The organism is Marihabitans asiaticum, from assembly GCF_007828725.1.
Lineage (GTDB): Bacteria > Actinomycetota > Actinomycetes > Actinomycetales > Dermatophilaceae > Marihabitans > Marihabitans asiaticum.
Genome location: NZ_VIUW01000003.1, coordinates 210,607 through 225,156, shown reverse-complemented (window position 1 = coordinate 225,156; position 14,550 = coordinate 210,607). Strand labels below are relative to the sequence as shown.

Here is a 14,550-nt window from a genome sequence, read left to right as displayed (position 1 = left end):
CGGCCAGGATACGTGCGGATCAGCGCGCGCCTCGCGTCGCCGCCGACGCCCGGTCCTCCTCGCGCGGACCGACCGTGTCCCCGATCGTGCGTGCCGTCTTCACCTGGCCGTTCGCCTGCTTGCCGACCTTGGCGACCGTGTTGACGCCTTGAGCCACCCGCACCACGCGAGAGCTGCCCGCGACCATCGTCCAGTCGGCGATGACGTCGTCGGCGAGCTGCATGCCGCTCTTGGACCGGCCGGCCTCGATCGCCTTGCCAGTGCCCCACCGCGCCGCCCCCCTCGCGCCGTCGACGCCGACGCCGTGCCACGCCTGACCCCGTGCCTTGACCTGTGCCCACCGCGTGTCGGCCGGGCCCGGCGCCGCGGTCCGCCGGGCTCCCGCCCCCTTCGTCGACGCGGTCCTCTCGGCAGCCTTCCAGGCCCCGGTCTCCACCCCGGCGCGCTTCGCCCCCTTCGCCCCGGTCGCGGCGTGGGCAATGCCGCTCATCCTGCGCACCGCCCAGCCGCTGCCCTTCACCGCGCTGTCCAGGCCGACCGTGACTGAGCTCTTGCCGATCTCACGCCAGCTGCCCTGCCCGTAGAAGACCTTGAGCCCGGCCTGGCCGAGCGGGTCGATCACCCTGGCCAGCGCGAGCGGCTTGACCACCCACGAGACGGGGTTGTCCACCACAGAGCTGCGGCCGAGGTCGCGCATCCCCTCGAAGAGGTCGTAGCCGCGCGGGTCGGTGAGCTGGTCGCCGATGTCGACCAGCTCGGCGGCAACCGCCCCCTCCGCGGCGACCGCCTCGCCGCACGACGTGAGGTAGCGCTGCTCGAGGTCGATGAGCCGGTTCATGAGATCACCGTGACGACCGCGCTCGATCGGCTCGGCCGGGTGGTCGGATGCCATCGTCGCCAGTCGGCGGTCGCACTCCTCGGCAGCGGCGCCGACGGCGGCGTGCTGGCGGGCGACCTCGGCAAGCACGTCCTGGCGGTCGGTCAGCCGCGGTGCGTACGCCGCGAGCACCTCGGCCGCGGCACGCAGCTGGGCGGTGATCCGGCGCAGGGTGACCGGCACGTCGTCGACGTGCGCGGCGAAGGCATCCCCCGAGCCGGACTGCCAGACCCCGATCGTGCTGACCTGGCGGAGCAGGCCGCCGACGGTGTCGATGAGGTCGGCCAGCTCGTCCAGCTGCCGTGCCCGGACCCTGATGAACGCGGCGTCGGCCAGGTGCACCCGGTCGGGGTCCATCGCCCGGACATCGCCGTAGGCGCTCATCGCGGCCCGACCCGGTGCCCGTCGAGGATCGTCGGCCGCAGCGCCTGGGCGGTCGCCCGCTCGGTGTCCACATAGCAGGCCCCGGCGGCGCGGGCGAGCTCGGCGAGGGTGTGCAGCCGCTCGTCGAGCTCGACCCGCACCAGCTCGAAGTCACCGAGCAGCCTGGCCATCGCCCCGGCCGCCGACGGGCCGATGAAGCCGGCGAGGTCGTCCACGCCCATCGGGGTCTGGGCCTGCTCCTGGAGCAGCCCGGCGATCTCGTCCAGCCGGTCGCCGAGCGCGGCGATCCCGTCGCCGTCGATGCGCATCACCGTCATGCCGAGCACGGTAGGCAGATCAGCCGATCCGGGTGCCGGACTTTTCCACACCCCCCGCGTCTCCCCCTTCGCCCGCCTCCGACCCCACCCCGTCGCCCGCCTCCCAATTATCGGGTTGAGGGAGTAGTTGCACCTTCACCCGACGACCGACCTCGGGTGAAGGTGCAACTACTCGGGTGAGGCGGCTCAGGCAGCGACCCCGACTCGCGCCGCGGCGAAGCCGGCTTCCAGGTCGGCGATGATGTCGTCCGCGTGCTCGATCCCGACGGCGAGGCGCACCAGACCAGGGGTCACGCCCGCGGCGTAACGCCCCTCGTCCGAGCCCTGGCTGTGTGTCGTCGTCCAGGGGTGGATCGCCAGGCTGCGCACGTCACCGATGTTGGCGACATGGCTGTGCAGGCTCAGCCCCTCGACGAAGCGGCGACCGGCCTCCTCGCCGCCGGCGATCTCGAACGACAAGACCGCGCCCGCCCCCTTCGCGGCGTACTTCTGCGCCAGGTCGTGATGCTTGTGGCTCGGCAGCGAGGCCCACACCACCTTCTCGACCTGGTCGTGCCCCTGCAAGAACTCCGCGACGCGGCGGGTGTTCTCCAGGTGCCGCTCGATCCGCAGCGAGAGGGTCTCCAGACCCTGCGCGATGAGGAAGGCGTTGAACGGCGAGACGGACGAGCCGAGGTCACGCAGCAGCTGCACGCGCGCCTTGAGGATGAAGCTGAGGTTGGCACCGAAGGCGCTGCCCACCCCGAGGTCCGGGCCGTAGCGCAGACCGTGGTAGCTCTCGTCCGGCTGGTTGTAGTTCGGGAAGCGCTCCGGGTGCGCCGCGTAGTCGAAGGTGCCCGCGTCGACCAGCGCCCCGGCGATCGCCGTACCGTGGCCGCCCAGGTACTTCGTCGCGGAGTGGACGACGACATCGGCGCCGTGCTCGATCGGCCGCAGGACGAAGGGGGTAGCGACGGTGTTGTCGACGACGAGCGGCACCCCGACCTCGTGGGCGACGGACGCGACGGACTCGATGTCGAGGATCTCGCCGCTGGGATTGGAGATCGTCTCGCCGAAGAAGAGCTTGGTGTTCTCCCGCACCGCGTCCCGCCACTGCTGCGGGTCGGCACTGTCCTCCACGAACGTGACCTCGATGCCGTAGCGCGGCAGCGTCGATCCGATGAGGTTGTACGTGCCGCCGTAGAGGGCGGGGCTGGCCACGACGTGGTCACCGGCCTCGGCGATGTTGAGGATCGCGAAGGTGGTAGCGGCCTGGCCGGAGGAGAGCAGCAGGCCGGCGACGCCGCCCTCGAGCGCGGCGATGCGCTGCTCGACCGCGTCGGTGGTGGGGTTCATCAGCCGGGTGTAGATGTTGCCCAGCTCGGACAGGCCGAACAGGGACGCCGCGTGGTCGGTGTCGCGGAACTGGTAGCTGGTCGTCTGGTAGATCGGTAGCGCCCTCGCGCCCGTCGTCGGGTCAGGGGCGGCACCGGCATGGACCTGCTGGGTCTCGAACTTCCACTGGGTGGGGTCAGACATGAGGGTCGTGCTCCTTTGGTGCTCGCGCTTGACCGGTGCGGTGTGCACACGGCCCAGGTCGTCTCCCGGGGCACCCCACCGCAAGTGGAGGGTTGCCGACCAGCGAGCCGGGGCTTGGCGCTGGTGCTCTTGACCTTGGCCCGCAGCGTACACACCCCGATCCGACGGGCGCGTAGCCCGTCTCACCTGATGGTCAGCGAGCCTCGGGTCCCGTTCTCTCCCAACGGTTTCGAGCAAGCCACCACAGGCCGACGAAGGGCAGGACGAGCGGCAGGAAGCCGTAGCCGGACCCGAAGTGCGACCAGACCGTCTTGTCCGGGAAGAGGTCGGGCACGAGGTAGCTGAGCGCGCCGACGGCGAGCACGCCGACGGCCTCGACGGTGATCGTCACCTGGGCGAGCCGGCGCCGGTCGGTCACCAGCGCCCAGGTCGCCGCGATGTAGACGACCGCGGCGAGCGCCGAGAGCAGATAGGCCAGCGGCGCCCGCTCGAAGTACTCGAGGATCTGCAGCACCGAGCGTCCGGTGGCAGCCAGCGCCAGCGTGCCGTACGCGAGCACGAGGAGGATGCCCGGGCCGCTGCCGATCGCGCGCCTGGTCCGGCGCGCCGTTGATCCGGGTGCTGCTGGCTCAGGCATGGACGACCCAGATCTGCTGGACCCGGTAGGCCATCACCGCGACGACGAGGGCGCCGGCGAGGAGCACCGCCATGGCCCAGCGCGTCTTCTCCTTGATCGCGAGGAAGGCGAGCGCGGGCGGGACGAGAGGCAGCGTGAGGGCGTAGGCCGCCATCGTCGCGCCCTCCCCCGGCGTGCGCACCGAGGGGGCCTGCACCGCCGCGACCACGGCGAGGACGAGCAGGAGGACCTCGACCAGGGCGGCGACGAGGAGCAGCAGGTCGTCGATCAGCCTCGCCCGCAGGGCGTACACCCCGGCCACGACGGCGAGCACGACCGAGGCGATGACGACGATCGTGGTCAACGGCACAAGCACGGCCCGCAGCCTAGCCCCAGCCGGTCCGGCACGATCGGGGCATGCCAGAGCGCCTCGGAGCCCATGCCCTCGTCGAGACCGTGGTCGACCCCGGCAGCTTCGAGTCCTGGGACGCGCCGGTGCCGCTGGAGGGGATCTGCGAGGAGTATCGCGAGGCGCTGCGCGCGGCAGCGGAGCGGTCCGGGTGCGACGAGTCGGTCATCACCGGCAGAGCATCGATCGGTGGGCACGACGTCGCCCTCGTCGTGAGCGAGTTCGGCTTCCTCGGCGGGTCCATCGGGCGGGCCGCGGCCGGGCGGGTGGTGGCCGCGGTGCGCCGGGCCACGGCAGAGCGCCTGCCGGTGATCGCCGCGACGGCCTCCGGCGGCACCCGCATGCAGGAGGGCACCCCCGCCTTCGTCACGATGGTCGACATCTCCGCGGCGGTGACCGAGCACAAGGCCGCCGGCCTGCCCTACCTCGTCTACCTGCGGCACCCGAGCACGGGGGGCGTCTTCGCCTCCTGGGGATCGCTGGGGCACATGACGATCGCCGAGCCCGGGGCGCTCATCGGCTTCCTCGGCCCGGTCGTCTACGAGACCCTCACGGGCACCCCCTTCCCCGACGGGGTGCAGCTGGCGGAGAACCTCGTCGCCAACGGCATCGTCGACGCGGTCGTCCCCACCGGCGAGCTGGCCTCGGTCGCCGCCCGGGCCCTCACCGTGCTCTCCGGATCGTCCGCGAGCAGCGACGAGACGGCACCCGCCCCGAGGGCGAAGGGGGATCCGCTCGCCGCGGCGAGCATCTCCCCCTTCGCCTCCCGCCCGGAGCCGACGACCGAGGAGGTAAGGCGGACCTGGTCGGCGATCACCGCGACCCGGCGCGCCGACCGTCCCGGCATCCGAGAGCTGCTGCGGCACGCCGCGGACGACGTCATCCCGCTCAACGGCACCGGGCACGGCGAGGCGGACGCGGGGGTGATGCTGGCGCTGGCGAGCTTCGGTGGACGGGCCTGCGTGCTCGTCGGGCAGGACCGCCGCTACCAGGCGGCGGCCTCGATGGGACCGGCCGGGCTGCGGGAGGCGCGGCGCGGGATGCGGGTGGCCGAGGAGCTGTCGCTGCCGCTCGTGACGGTCATCGACACCCCCGGAGCCGACCTCTCCCCACGCGCCGAGGAGGGCGCGCTGGCCGGCGAGATCGCCCGCTGCATCGCGCGGATGACCAGCCTGCGCACGTCCAGCGTCTCGGTCCTGCTCGGCGAGGGAACCGGCGGAGGCGCCCTCGCGCTGCTACCCGCCGACCGGGTCGTCGCGGTCTCGGATGCCTGGCTCAGCCCGCTGCCGCCGGAGGGGGCGAGCGCCATCCTCTTCGGTGATACCGAGCAGGCCGCGCTCGTCGCCGCTCGGCAGCGCGTGCTCGCCGAGCACCTGCTGGCCGACGGTGTGGTCGACCGGGTGATCCAGACGCGGCGGGCGGCGCATGAGGATGTGGCCGGCTTCGCAGGCGATGTCGCCGCGGCGATCGCTGACGAGCTGAGCCCGGCGGCGCCTGTCGGGTGACGAGGCTCAGCCGGCGAGGTCCAGCGGCACCTGGCCGGTGCCGACGAGGCGAACCTCCTCCGGCGCTGCGGCGAAGGTGGCGATGAGCTCGACCCCCGCGGCCCGGCAGGCGGTCAGCGCCGAGCCGTGCCAGGCCAGGTCCTCGGCGCACGGCTGCTCGCCGGGCCGTCCGAGCGCCAGCACGACGGAGCCGAGGGCCCGGCCGAGGTGGTCGAGGAAGGCGTCGAAGAACGCGCGCCGGTCCTCCTCGGTAGAGCTCTGCGGCACGTCGCTCACGGTGACGGGCTGGATCATCCGCCCGTCGTCGGAGCACAGGAGCAGCGAGACCGAGCCGGTCCACCGGTCGCCCTCGCGGACGACGAGGTCGACGACGTCTGCGGCGAGCCGCAGGTCGGTGAGGGATCGGGAGGGCCAGTCACGGGGCAGGTCGATGAATGTCATGGGATGAGACTTCCCGATCTGCCCGATCCCGCCGCCGACTTTTCCACACCCTCCGCAGATCCCCGGGGAACCTCAGACGAACGGTCACCTCCCCCCTTCGCCCTCTCACTCCCTGCAGCGGATCACGGCGGCTCGGATGACCGCATCGTGAGACACGCCCGTTAGTGTGACGCACGTGGCACTGAGCGTCTTCGATCTCTTCTCCGTCGGCATCGGCCCCTCGAGCTCGCACACCGTCGGGCCGATGCGCGCTGCCGTGATGTTCGCCGAGGGACTGGCCGAGGCCGGCGACCTCGAGCGGGTGCACCGGGTCAAAGCCGAGCTCTTCGGCAGCCTCGGCGCGACCGGTCACGGTCACGGCTCGGCGACCGCGGTGCTGCTCGGCCTGAGCGGTGAGCGCCCCGAGGTGTGCGACCCGCGCGAGGTAGCCGACAAGCTCGAGGCGATCCGCTCCTCTGGCCGGCTGAGCCTGCTCGGTGAGCACGAGATCGGCTTCGACGAGGACGAGGACCTCGTGCTGCACCGGCGAGCGACCTTGCCGCTGCACCCGAACGGGATGACCTTCCACGCCTGGGACGAAGGGGGTGAGCTGGTCAGCGAGCACAGCTACTACTCGGTGGGCGGCGGCTTCGTCGTCGGCGAGGACGCCTCCGGCTCGACGAAGATCGTCGAGGACTCCACCGAGGTCGCGCACCACTTCACCACCGGTGACCAGCTCCTTGCGATCTGCGAGGAGACCGGTCTCTCGATCGCCCAGGTGATGCTGGAGAACGAGAAGTCGTGGCGCTCGGAGGAGGAGATCCGCTCCGAGCTGCTGCACATCTGGTCGGTGATGCAGGAGTGCATCGACAACGGCCTGCGGACCGAAGGGGTGCTGCCGGGCGGGTTGAAGGTCAAGCGCCGAGCACCCGGCCTCTACGGCCGGCTGCGGCACGAAGGGAGCAGTGACGACCCCCTTCGCGGGATGGACTGGCTGACCCTCTACGCCCTGGCGGTCAACGAGGAGAACGCCGCCGGTGGCCGGGTCGTCACCGCCCCGACGAACGGGGCTGCGGGGATCATCCCGGCGGTGCTGCGGTACTACCACGAGTTCATCCCGCGCGCCGACGACGACGGGATCATCCGCTTCCTGCTCACCGCCGGCGCGATCGGCGTGATCTACAAGGAGAACGCCTCGATCTCCGGCGCCGAGGTGGGCTGCCAGGGTGAGGTCGGCTCGGCGTGCTCGATGGCGGCCGGAGCGATGGCCGCCGTCCTCGGCGCCTCCCCCGCGCAGGTCGAGAACGCCGCCGAGATCGGTATGGAGCACAACCTCGGGTTGACCTGCGACCCGGTCGGCGGTCTCGTGCAGATCCCGTGCATCGAGCGCAACGCGGTCGCCTCTGTCAAGGCGATCACCGCCGCCCGTACCGCCCTGCGCGGCGACGGCAGCCACGTCGTGTCGCTGGACAAGGTCGTCAAGACGATGCGCGACACCGGCCGGGACATGAAGGTCAAGTACAAGGAGACCGCCCGCGGCGGGCTCGCGGTCAACGTCATCGAGTGCTGAGGCGGGGCGAAGGGGGCCGTGACAGCTCGGGGCGGATGGGTCGGCCGAGGTGGTGCGTGAGCCCGACGTCTGTAGCCGCGGCCGGCCCCATACTGCGTATGCGGGTCATCCACTCGGTGCCGGTGGCAAGGGGCGAGCACGTGCTCTTGCTCGTCCGCTGACGAAGTATGAGCGGATCATCACCGTCTCGATAGACGCCGACGGACCGCCGATGGTGCACGAGCCACGCAGCGTGCCGAATAGGTACTCCTAGCTTCGGCCTACGGGGCCAATTGATGACGTCACCCTGCTGGGCGCCCTGCTCGTAGGACGCACAGATTCAGATCCAGGTCCGCCTCACTCCCGGCCTGCGGGGCTCTCTGTTTCGTAGCCTGGCTCGGTGAAGGCGCCGGAGTCGAGGTCGGGCCCGCCGACTTCAACTAGCTCCCGAACGATGCTGATATCGACGTCCGAATCGCCAGTCACGGTCTCGGCGTCGACGATATCCTCGCCGAAGGTGTCCCCCGTAGCGAGATCGGGATACTTTTCGAGGAGGAAACGACGTCGATATGCGACGTCTGCGGTGTCGACGATGCCCTCGAGGGTTGACCAGTTGAGCGTGCCGCCGATGGCGACGCCAATGCCCGGGAGGACCTTGCCGAGGGTTTGCTTGGTCCATCGGTCGGCGAACTGTGTGGCGAACTTCCCCGTTACACGCGCAACGACGCTCTGGTTGAGAATCTCCCAGGTCTTGCCTCGAACCAACGCTTGGGTGAGTTTCGAGATGTCCTTCATGGCAGCCGTCTTGGCGGTCGCAGTCACAGCAGTTCCGGCGTTGACCACGGACAAGATGAACAACTTCTCGGCCGGGGACTCGGGGTCGTAGCCGTACATCAATGCCGCTCGGCCGACTGCTCGTGAGCCGAGACCGAGGACTGCTGCAGAGTCACCAGCCATGGCGGCGACGATGGTGGCGGCCCCCGGTGCGGCTGCAGCTCCGGCGGACGCGGCGGTGGTCACCTGGCTGCCGGTGATGGCAAAGCTGGCGGCAGCGCCTGTCATAGCGGCGCCGACGGGGTAGAGCCACTCTGCGGACCTGCCCTTCACGGCGTCGACTTGCTCCAGGTCGAGAGCCCGGAGGTCGCTGAGACGAGTGATGTCGTGACCGTGCTTCTGGTGCCGGGCGACGACCCGCTTGGGCGAGAGGCCAGCCCGTGAGACTTTCGCCGTGGCGCGCTCCGCAGACGCGCCGATCGTGCCCGTCCAGGACGGGAGCCTCTCACTGGCGGCCTGTGCTCCGCTCGAGACCGCCTTCGAGCCCTTGGCCGCGATGTCGCGACCACGTCGTGCGATTTTTTGGGCGCGGGGGTGATCCCCGAGGAACATGCCCGTACGTTCACCAATGGCGGCACCCGTGTCGGCGACCTTCTGGCCGACATCGGCCATGCGTGCGGACAACTGGCGTCCCTGGAAGGCTTGGATCTCTTCCCAGGCTTTCATCTCGTACGGCGATGGCTCGTTCATGACGTCAAACTACTCAACACAAGGAGACAGCTCGCCGCAGGCTTGCGGCCAACGTCACTGAGTGGTGCAGCACTCATCGCTGCGCGCGACGAAGGGCCCGACCGGATCAACCGGTCGGGCCCTCCCTTCGTCAGCTACTCAGCGGATCAGCTGCACCCGCTGGTCGAGCCGCAGCCCTCGCAGACGTAGCAGGAGCCGGCGGGGCGCATCTTCGTCCCGCAGGTCATGCACATCGGAGCGTCGGCGGTCTTGCCCTGGAACTTCTCCAGCAGCTCGGCCGAGGAGTGGACGTCGTCACCGGCCAAGCGAGCCGAGGCAGCGCCGGCACCGGCCGGCGTGTGCTCCGAGCCCTCGTGACCCGGCTCGGTCGACTCGACCTCGTCGTGCTTCTTGCCCGACGGGGCGACCGACTGCGAGTACGACTCGAAGTCGCCCTCGTAGTCCTCGTCGTCCTCGGATCCGCTCGCCTCGTACGAGCCGGTCTCGAGCTGGCGGGCCCGCTCCTCCGCGGTGTGGATGCCCATGAAGGACCGGGTGTCGAAGTCGAGGTAGTCCAGCGCCAGCCGGCGGAAGACGTAGTCCATGATCGACTGCGCCATCCGCACGTCCGGGTCGTCGGTCATGCCGGCCGGCTCGAAGCGCAGGTTGGTGAACTTCTCGACATAGGTCTCCAACGGCACCCCGTGCTGCAGCGCCACCGAGATCGCGATGGAGAAGGCATCCATCAGCCCGGCCAGGGTCGAGCCCTGCTTGCCGAACTTGAGGAAGATCTCACCGAGCTGACCGTCGTCGTAGGTGCCGGCGGTGAGGTAGCCCTCGGCTCCCCCGACGGCGAAGGACGTCGTCTGCGAGGTGCGGCGCTTGGGCAGGCGGCGACGCAGCGGCCGGTACTCCACCGTCGGAGCGGCCTCGGCCTGAGCCTGCTGGCCCTTCTCCTTGGCGGTCGACCCGCCGTCGGAGAGCGGCTGGCCCACCTTGCAGTTGTCCCGGTAGACCGCGAGCGCCTTCAGGCCGAGCTTCCAGCCCTCGATGTAGACCTCCTCGATCTCCTCGACGGTGGCCGACTCGGGCAGGTTGACCGTCTTGGAGATCGCACCGGAGAGGAAGGGCTGGGTGGCAGCCATCATCCGCACGTGCCCCATCGGGCTGATCGCGCGGGCACCCATCGCGGTGTCGAAGACCTCGTAGTGCTCCGGCTTCAGCCCCGGCGCGTCGATGACGTGGCCCTTGTCGGCGATGTACTCGACGATCGCCTCGATCGTCTCCTCGGCGTACCCGAGACGCTTCAGCGCCCGCGGGATGGTGAGGTTGACGATCTGCATCGACCCGCCACCGACGAGCTTCTTGAACTTCACCAGCGAGAAGTCCGGCTCGATGCCGGTGGTGTCGCAGTCCATCATGAAGCCGATGGTCCCGGTCGGGGCGAGCACCGAGGCCTGGGCGTTGCGGTAGCCGTGCTTCTCGCCCTGCTTGACGACCTGGTCCCACGCCTTGGTGGCATAGCCGTGGATGTCCTTGTCCATGGTGTGCATGGTCCGGATCTGGTCGTTCGCGGCCTGGTGCTTGCGCATGACCCGCTTGTGGGCGTCGGCGTTGCGGGCGTACCCGGCGTAGGGGCCGACGACCGCAGCGATCTCGGTCGAGCGCTTGTAGGACGCGCCGGTAAGCAGCGAGGTGATCGACGCGGCGAGCGCGCGGCCGCCGTCGGAGTCGTACCCGTGGCCGGTGGCCATGAGCAGCGCGCCGAGGTTGGCGTAGCCGATACCCAGCTGGCGGTAGTCGCGGGTGGTCTCCCCGATCGCCTCGGTCGGGAAGTCGGCGAAGCAGATCGAGATGTCCATCGCCGTGATGACGAGCTCGGTGACCTTCTGGAAAGTCTCGGCATCGAAGGTGTCGTCGTCGCGCAGGAACTTCAGCAGGTTCAGCGAGGCGAGGTTGCAGCTGGAGTTGTCCAGCGACATGTACTCGCTGCACGGGTTCGAGGCGTTGATCCGGCCGCTCTCGGGGCTGGTGTGCCAGTCGTTGATCGTGTCGTCGTACTGGATGCCCGGGTCGGCGCACTCCCACGCGGCCTTGGCGATCTTGGTCATCAGCTCGCGCGCGTCGACGGTCTCGATGACCGAGCCGTCCTTGCGGGAGGTCAGCCCGAAGTCGCCGCCCTCCTCGACCGCGCGCATGAACTCGTCGCTGACCCGGACCGAGTTGTTCGCGTTCTGGTACTGCACCGAGACGATGTCGGCGCCACCGAGGTCCATGTCGAAGCCGGCGTCGCGCAGCGCCCGGATCTTGTCCTCCTCGCGCGCCTTGGTCTCGACGAACTCCTCGATGTCGGGGTGGTCCACGTCGAGGACGACCATCTTCGCCGCGCGGCGGGTCGCGCCACCGGACTTGATCGTCCCCGCGGAGGCGTCGGCCCCACGCATGAAGGAGACCGGGCCGGAGGCGGTGCCACCGGAGGAGAGCAGCTCCTTGCTCGACCGGATCCGGGAGAGGTTCAGCCCGGCGCCCGACCCGCCCTTGAAGATGAAGCCCTCCTCCTTGTACCAGTTGAGGATCGAGTCCATCGAGTCGTCGACGGAGAGGATGAAGCAGGCGCTGACCTGCTGCGGGCTCTTGGTGCCGACGTTGAACCACACCGGAGAGTTGAAGCTGAAGATCTGGTGGAGCAGGGCGTAGGTCAGCTCGTGCTCGAAGACCTCGGCGTCGGTGTCGGTGGCGAAGTACCCGTGCTCCTTGCCCGCCTTGACGTAGGTGAGCACGACCCGGTCGATGAGCTGCTTGAGCCCCTGCTCGCGCTCGGGGGTGCCGACGGCGCCGCGGAAGTACTTCGTCGTGACGATGGTGCTCGCGTTGACCGACCAGAAGTCGGGGAACTCCACCCCGCGCTGCTCGAAGATCGTCTCGCCGGTCTTCCAGTTCTGCTGGGAGACGTCTCGCTTCTCCCAGGTCACCTCGTCGTAGGGGTGGACCCCCTCGGTGGTGTAGATGCGCTCGATCGTCAGGCCAGCGTCCTTGCTGGTGCGGCGGGCTCGGGCCTTGCCGGCGGTCTCGGTCATGCCATCTCTCCTGTGTGCTGTGTCGGACTGTTCTCAGGTTGTCACCGGGCACCGACAGCCATGTCTGCGTGGCGGTGCCCGGGAGCTCTAGGGGGTGCGGGCCTCGCGGCGAGAGGCGTCGGGCTCGGCGCTCTCGCGCTCCTCGCGCAGCTCGCGGTCTGCGCGCAGGACGCTGATCGCGGCGTCGAAGTCCTCGAGGGAGTCGAACGCCTGGTACACGCTGGCGAAGCGCAGGTAAGCCACCTCGTCGAGCTCGCGCAGCGGTCCGAGGATGGCCATCCCGACCTCGTGGGCGTCGATCTCGGCGCTGCCCTGACCGCGGATGCTCTCCTCGACCCGCTGGGCCAGGAGGGCGAGGTCGTCCTCGGTGACCGGACGACCCTGGCAGGCCTTCCGCACGCCGGCGAGGACCTTGGCCCGGCTGAACGGCTCGGCGGCTCCGGAGCGCTTGGTCACCGACAGGCTCGCGGTCTCCAGCGTGGTGAAGCGGCGGGAGCACTCGGGGCACTGCCGCCGGCGCCGGATCGAGGACCCGTCGTCCGCGGTGCGCGAGTCGATGACTCGAGAGTCGGTGTGCCGGCAGAAGGGGCAGTGCACGGGGCTGGCCTCTCGACGTCGGGAGCGGGTGGCGGTGTGGACGAAGGGGTGGACAGCCACCCCTTCGGCTGTGGACAACACCGGCCTGCCTGTGGACGACACGCCGTGCGATGTTCACTAGATGTTGACGAATGACATCCGTGTAACCACTAGATGTAGTGCCACATTGGAGCACGACACCACGGCGCGATGCAAGACCACTCATCGCGTGTCCCGACCCTCACCTCCCCGTCACGCAGCAACGACGGCCACACCTCGTCGAGGTGTGGCCGTCGCGCGCTCCCCCGGGCCGGGTCGAGGGACCCGGGGTGGTCTGACCGGCCGCGTCAGCGGCTCGGGATGCTCAGCTCCTGACCGGCGTGGACGAAGGGGGTAGCCAGCCCGTTCTCCGCCTGCAGGGCGACCACGGCGTCGTCGACCGCCAGGCCCGGGAGCTCGGCCCGCGCGATCTGCGAGAGCGTCTCCCCCGGCTCGACGGTGACCGACCGCAGCGGCTCGGGCGCCGGGCCCGCCACCGCCTGGCCCAGGCCGACCGTCAGCGCCGCGGCGACCGCGGCGAGGGTGAGGGTGGCGCGCCCGCGGCGGGTCACCCGCAGCCGGGTGTGCACGGCGTCGCCGGTCGGCACCGACGTCAGCCGTCGGACGGCGCGGCCGTCGTGGTGACCGGGACGGTCCGCGGCCGGGTCGACCGACCGGTGTCCGTAGCCCGGGATCCCGCGGACGGGGAAGGCGGTGATGGCGCTCATGTCAGCTCCTCCTCGACGTGTCCTCGAACCGGTGTTCGAGAGAACATCTGTTCGATGTCTAGCACACCTGTTCGACCAGTCGCAAGCAGCTTCGCGACACACCTCGAACAGATGTTTGATCGCGGGCTGGTCCAGGACGTACTCTTCGTGCATGTCGAGGAGCCAACCAGGCACCACCGACAACGCACCGGCAGCGCGGGGTCGGCAGGCGCGGACCATCGAGACGAGAGGGATCGACATGACGGGTCGCAAGCACGAGAGAGGTGGCGCCGAGGCGCCCGGGTCCAACGTGCGCCCGCTCCCCCTTCGCGACACCGGGGACGGGCTCACCGCGCGCCAGGTCAAGGTGCTCGAGGTCATCCGCAGCGCCGTCGCCACGCGTGGCTACCCGCCGAGCCTGCGCGAGATCGGCGACGCCGTCGGGCTGACCAGCCCGAGCTCGGTGGCCCACCAGCTGACCTCGCTCGAGCGCAAGGGCTACCTGCGCCGCGACCCCAACCGGCCGCGCGCCATCGAGGTCGTCTCCCCAGCTGACGGCGAGACGATCACCGCTGGCCCGGACTCACCGCTGGCCCAGCCCACGGAGATCGGGGCGCCCCGCGGCAGGGCCGACCTCGACGACGTCGACGTCACCGGCATCGGCGACGAGCGGCCCTCGGCGACCTACGTCCCCGTCCTCGGCCGGATCGCCGCCGGTGTGCCGATCACCGCGGAGGAGAGCGTCGACGAGGTCTTCCCGCTGCCCAAGCAGGTCGTCGGCGAGGGCTCGCTCTTCCTGCTCAAGGTCGTCGGTGACTCGATGATCGACGCCGCGATCTGCGACGGCGACTGGGTCGTCGTCCGCCAGCAGCCGAGCGCCGACAACGGCGACATCGTGGCCGCCCTGCTCGACGACGAGGCGACAGTCAAGACGTACAAGCACCGCGACGGCAAGACCTGGCTCATGCCGCACAACCCGGCCTACGAGCCGATCGACGGCGACCACGCGACCGTGCTCGGCAAGGTCACCGCCGTCCTGCGCCGCGTCTGAGC

The 14,550-nt window shown here is 70.2% G+C and carries 13 protein-coding genes and 1 riboswitch; of the genes, 3 read left to right on the top strand and 10 right to left on the bottom strand.

Annotated features, from left to right (window positions below; all coding sequences use genetic code 11):
• Window positions 1–19: 19 nt before the first annotated feature.
• The 5 genes from FB557_RS09215 to FB557_RS09195 form a co-directional block, all read right to left on the bottom strand.
• A complete protein-coding gene (locus tag FB557_RS09215) occupies window positions 20–1,261 on the bottom strand; it encodes a hypothetical protein (RefSeq protein WP_144857323.1) in 1,242 nt (413 codons plus the stop codon).
• Window positions 1,258–1,578, bottom strand: coding sequence for a hypothetical protein (locus tag FB557_RS09210; RefSeq protein ID WP_144857322.1), 321 nt, complete (start codon window positions 1,576–1,578; stop codon window positions 1,258–1,260). The genes FB557_RS09215 and FB557_RS09210 overlap by 4 nt, the downstream gene beginning before the upstream one ends.
• A 186-nt stretch (window positions 1,579–1,764) precedes the next feature.
• A complete protein-coding gene (locus tag FB557_RS09205; RefSeq protein WP_144857321.1) occupies window positions 1,765–3,096 on the bottom strand; it encodes a bifunctional o-acetylhomoserine/o-acetylserine sulfhydrylase in 1,332 nt (443 codons plus the stop codon).
• A 19-nt stretch (window positions 3,097–3,115) separates the two neighbouring features.
• Window positions 3,116–3,231: riboswitch (SAM riboswitch) on the bottom strand.
• Window positions 3,232–3,289: 58 nt separating this feature from the next.
• Window positions 3,290–3,733 carry a hypothetical protein gene (locus FB557_RS09200; protein ID WP_144857320.1) on the bottom strand — a complete coding sequence of 148 codons (444 nt, stop codon included), beginning with the start codon at window positions 3,731–3,733 and terminating at the stop codon, window positions 3,290–3,292.
• Window positions 3,726–4,088 carry a hypothetical protein gene (locus FB557_RS09195; protein ID WP_144857319.1) on the bottom strand — a complete coding sequence of 121 codons (363 nt, stop codon included), beginning with the start codon at window positions 4,086–4,088 and terminating at the stop codon, window positions 3,726–3,728. Before FB557_RS09195 ends, FB557_RS09200 begins: the two co-directional genes overlap by 8 nt.
• A 41-nt stretch (window positions 4,089–4,129) precedes the next feature.
• Here FB557_RS09195 and FB557_RS09190 point away from each other — a divergent pair, with 41 nt between their 5' ends.
• Window positions 4,130–5,626, top strand: a complete 1,497-nt coding sequence (locus FB557_RS09190; protein WP_144857318.1) for a carboxyl transferase domain-containing protein — start codon at window positions 4,130–4,132, stop codon at window positions 5,624–5,626.
• 6 nt (window positions 5,627–5,632) lie between these two features.
• Here the strand turns inward: FB557_RS09190 and FB557_RS09185 are convergent, their stop codons facing one another.
• Window positions 5,633–6,067 carry a hypothetical protein gene (locus FB557_RS09185; protein WP_144857317.1) on the bottom strand — a complete coding sequence of 145 codons (435 nt, stop codon included), beginning with the start codon at window positions 6,065–6,067 and terminating at the stop codon, window positions 5,633–5,635.
• Window positions 6,068–6,242: 175 nt separating this feature from the next.
• On the opposite strand from FB557_RS09185, the gene FB557_RS09180 reads away from it, so the two are divergent.
• Complete coding sequence (locus tag FB557_RS09180) at window positions 6,243–7,616, top strand: L-serine ammonia-lyase (protein WP_144857316.1); 1,374 nt, start codon at window positions 6,243–6,245, stop codon at window positions 7,614–7,616.
• 336 nt (window positions 7,617–7,952) lie between these two features.
• Here the strand turns inward: FB557_RS09180 and FB557_RS09175 are convergent, their stop codons facing one another.
• The 4 genes from FB557_RS09175 to FB557_RS14185 form a co-directional block, all read right to left on the bottom strand.
• Window positions 7,953–9,119 carry an EcsC family protein gene (locus tag FB557_RS09175; protein ID WP_246074631.1) on the bottom strand — a complete coding sequence of 389 codons (1,167 nt, stop codon included), beginning with the start codon at window positions 9,117–9,119 and terminating at the stop codon, window positions 7,953–7,955.
• 146 nt (window positions 9,120–9,265) lie between these two features.
• Window positions 9,266–12,175, bottom strand: coding sequence for a vitamin B12-dependent ribonucleotide reductase (locus tag FB557_RS09170; protein WP_144857315.1), 2,910 nt, complete (start codon window positions 12,173–12,175; stop codon window positions 9,266–9,268).
• Window positions 12,176–12,262: 87 nt separating this feature from the next.
• Complete coding sequence (gene nrdR / locus FB557_RS09165) at window positions 12,263–12,772, bottom strand: transcriptional regulator NrdR (RefSeq protein WP_144857653.1); 510 nt, start codon at window positions 12,770–12,772, stop codon at window positions 12,263–12,265.
• A gap of 326 nt (window positions 12,773–13,098) precedes the next feature.
• Entirely contained in the window at window positions 13,099–13,518 is a 420-nt protein-coding gene (locus FB557_RS14185) for a LysM peptidoglycan-binding domain-containing protein (RefSeq protein WP_170236253.1), read from the bottom strand.
• 238 nt (window positions 13,519–13,756) lie between these two features.
• Here FB557_RS14185 and lexA point away from each other — a divergent pair, with 238 nt between their 5' ends.
• The gene (gene lexA / locus FB557_RS09155) at window positions 13,757–14,548 is read left to right on the top strand and encodes a transcriptional repressor LexA (RefSeq protein ID WP_144857313.1); all 792 of its coding nucleotides are present in this window, start codon (window positions 13,757–13,759) and stop codon (window positions 14,546–14,548) included.
• Window positions 14,549–14,550 lie beyond the last annotated feature (2 nt).

What these genes read in the sequence shown, in the direction of transcription:
- FB557_RS09215 (WP_144857323.1), bottom strand. Translation starts at nt 1,261, where the DNA reads ATGAGCGCCTACGGCGATGTCCGGGCGATGGACCCCGACCGGGTGCAC.
- FB557_RS09210 (WP_144857322.1), bottom strand. Translation starts at nt 1,578, where the DNA reads ATGACGGTGATGCGCATCGACGGCGACGGGATCGCCGCGCTCGGCGAC.
- FB557_RS09205 (WP_144857321.1), bottom strand. Translation starts at nt 3,096, where the DNA reads ATGTCTGACCCCACCCAGTGGAAGTTCGAGACCCAGCAGGTCCATGCC.
- FB557_RS09200 (WP_144857320.1), bottom strand. Translation starts at nt 3,733, where the DNA reads ATGCCTGAGCCAGCAGCACCCGGATCAACGGCGCGCCGGACCAGGCGC.
- FB557_RS09190 (WP_144857318.1), top strand. Translation starts at nt 4,130, where the DNA reads ATGCCAGAGCGCCTCGGAGCCCATGCCCTCGTCGAGACCGTGGTCGAC.
- FB557_RS09185 (WP_144857317.1), bottom strand. Translation starts at nt 6,067, where the DNA reads ATGACATTCATCGACCTGCCCCGTGACTGGCCCTCCCGATCCCTCACC.
- FB557_RS09175 (WP_246074631.1), bottom strand. Translation starts at nt 9,119, where the DNA reads ATGAACGAGCCATCGCCGTACGAGATGAAAGCCTGGGAAGAGATCCAA.
- FB557_RS09170 (WP_144857315.1), bottom strand. Translation starts at nt 12,175, where the DNA reads ATGACCGAGACCGCCGGCAAGGCCCGAGCCCGCCGCACCAGCAAGGAC.
- FB557_RS14185 (WP_170236253.1), bottom strand. Translation starts at nt 13,518, where the DNA reads ATGAGCGCCATCACCGCCTTCCCCGTCCGCGGGATCCCGGGCTACGGA.
- lexA (WP_144857313.1), top strand. Translation starts at nt 13,757, where the DNA reads ATGACGGGTCGCAAGCACGAGAGAGGTGGCGCCGAGGCGCCCGGGTCC.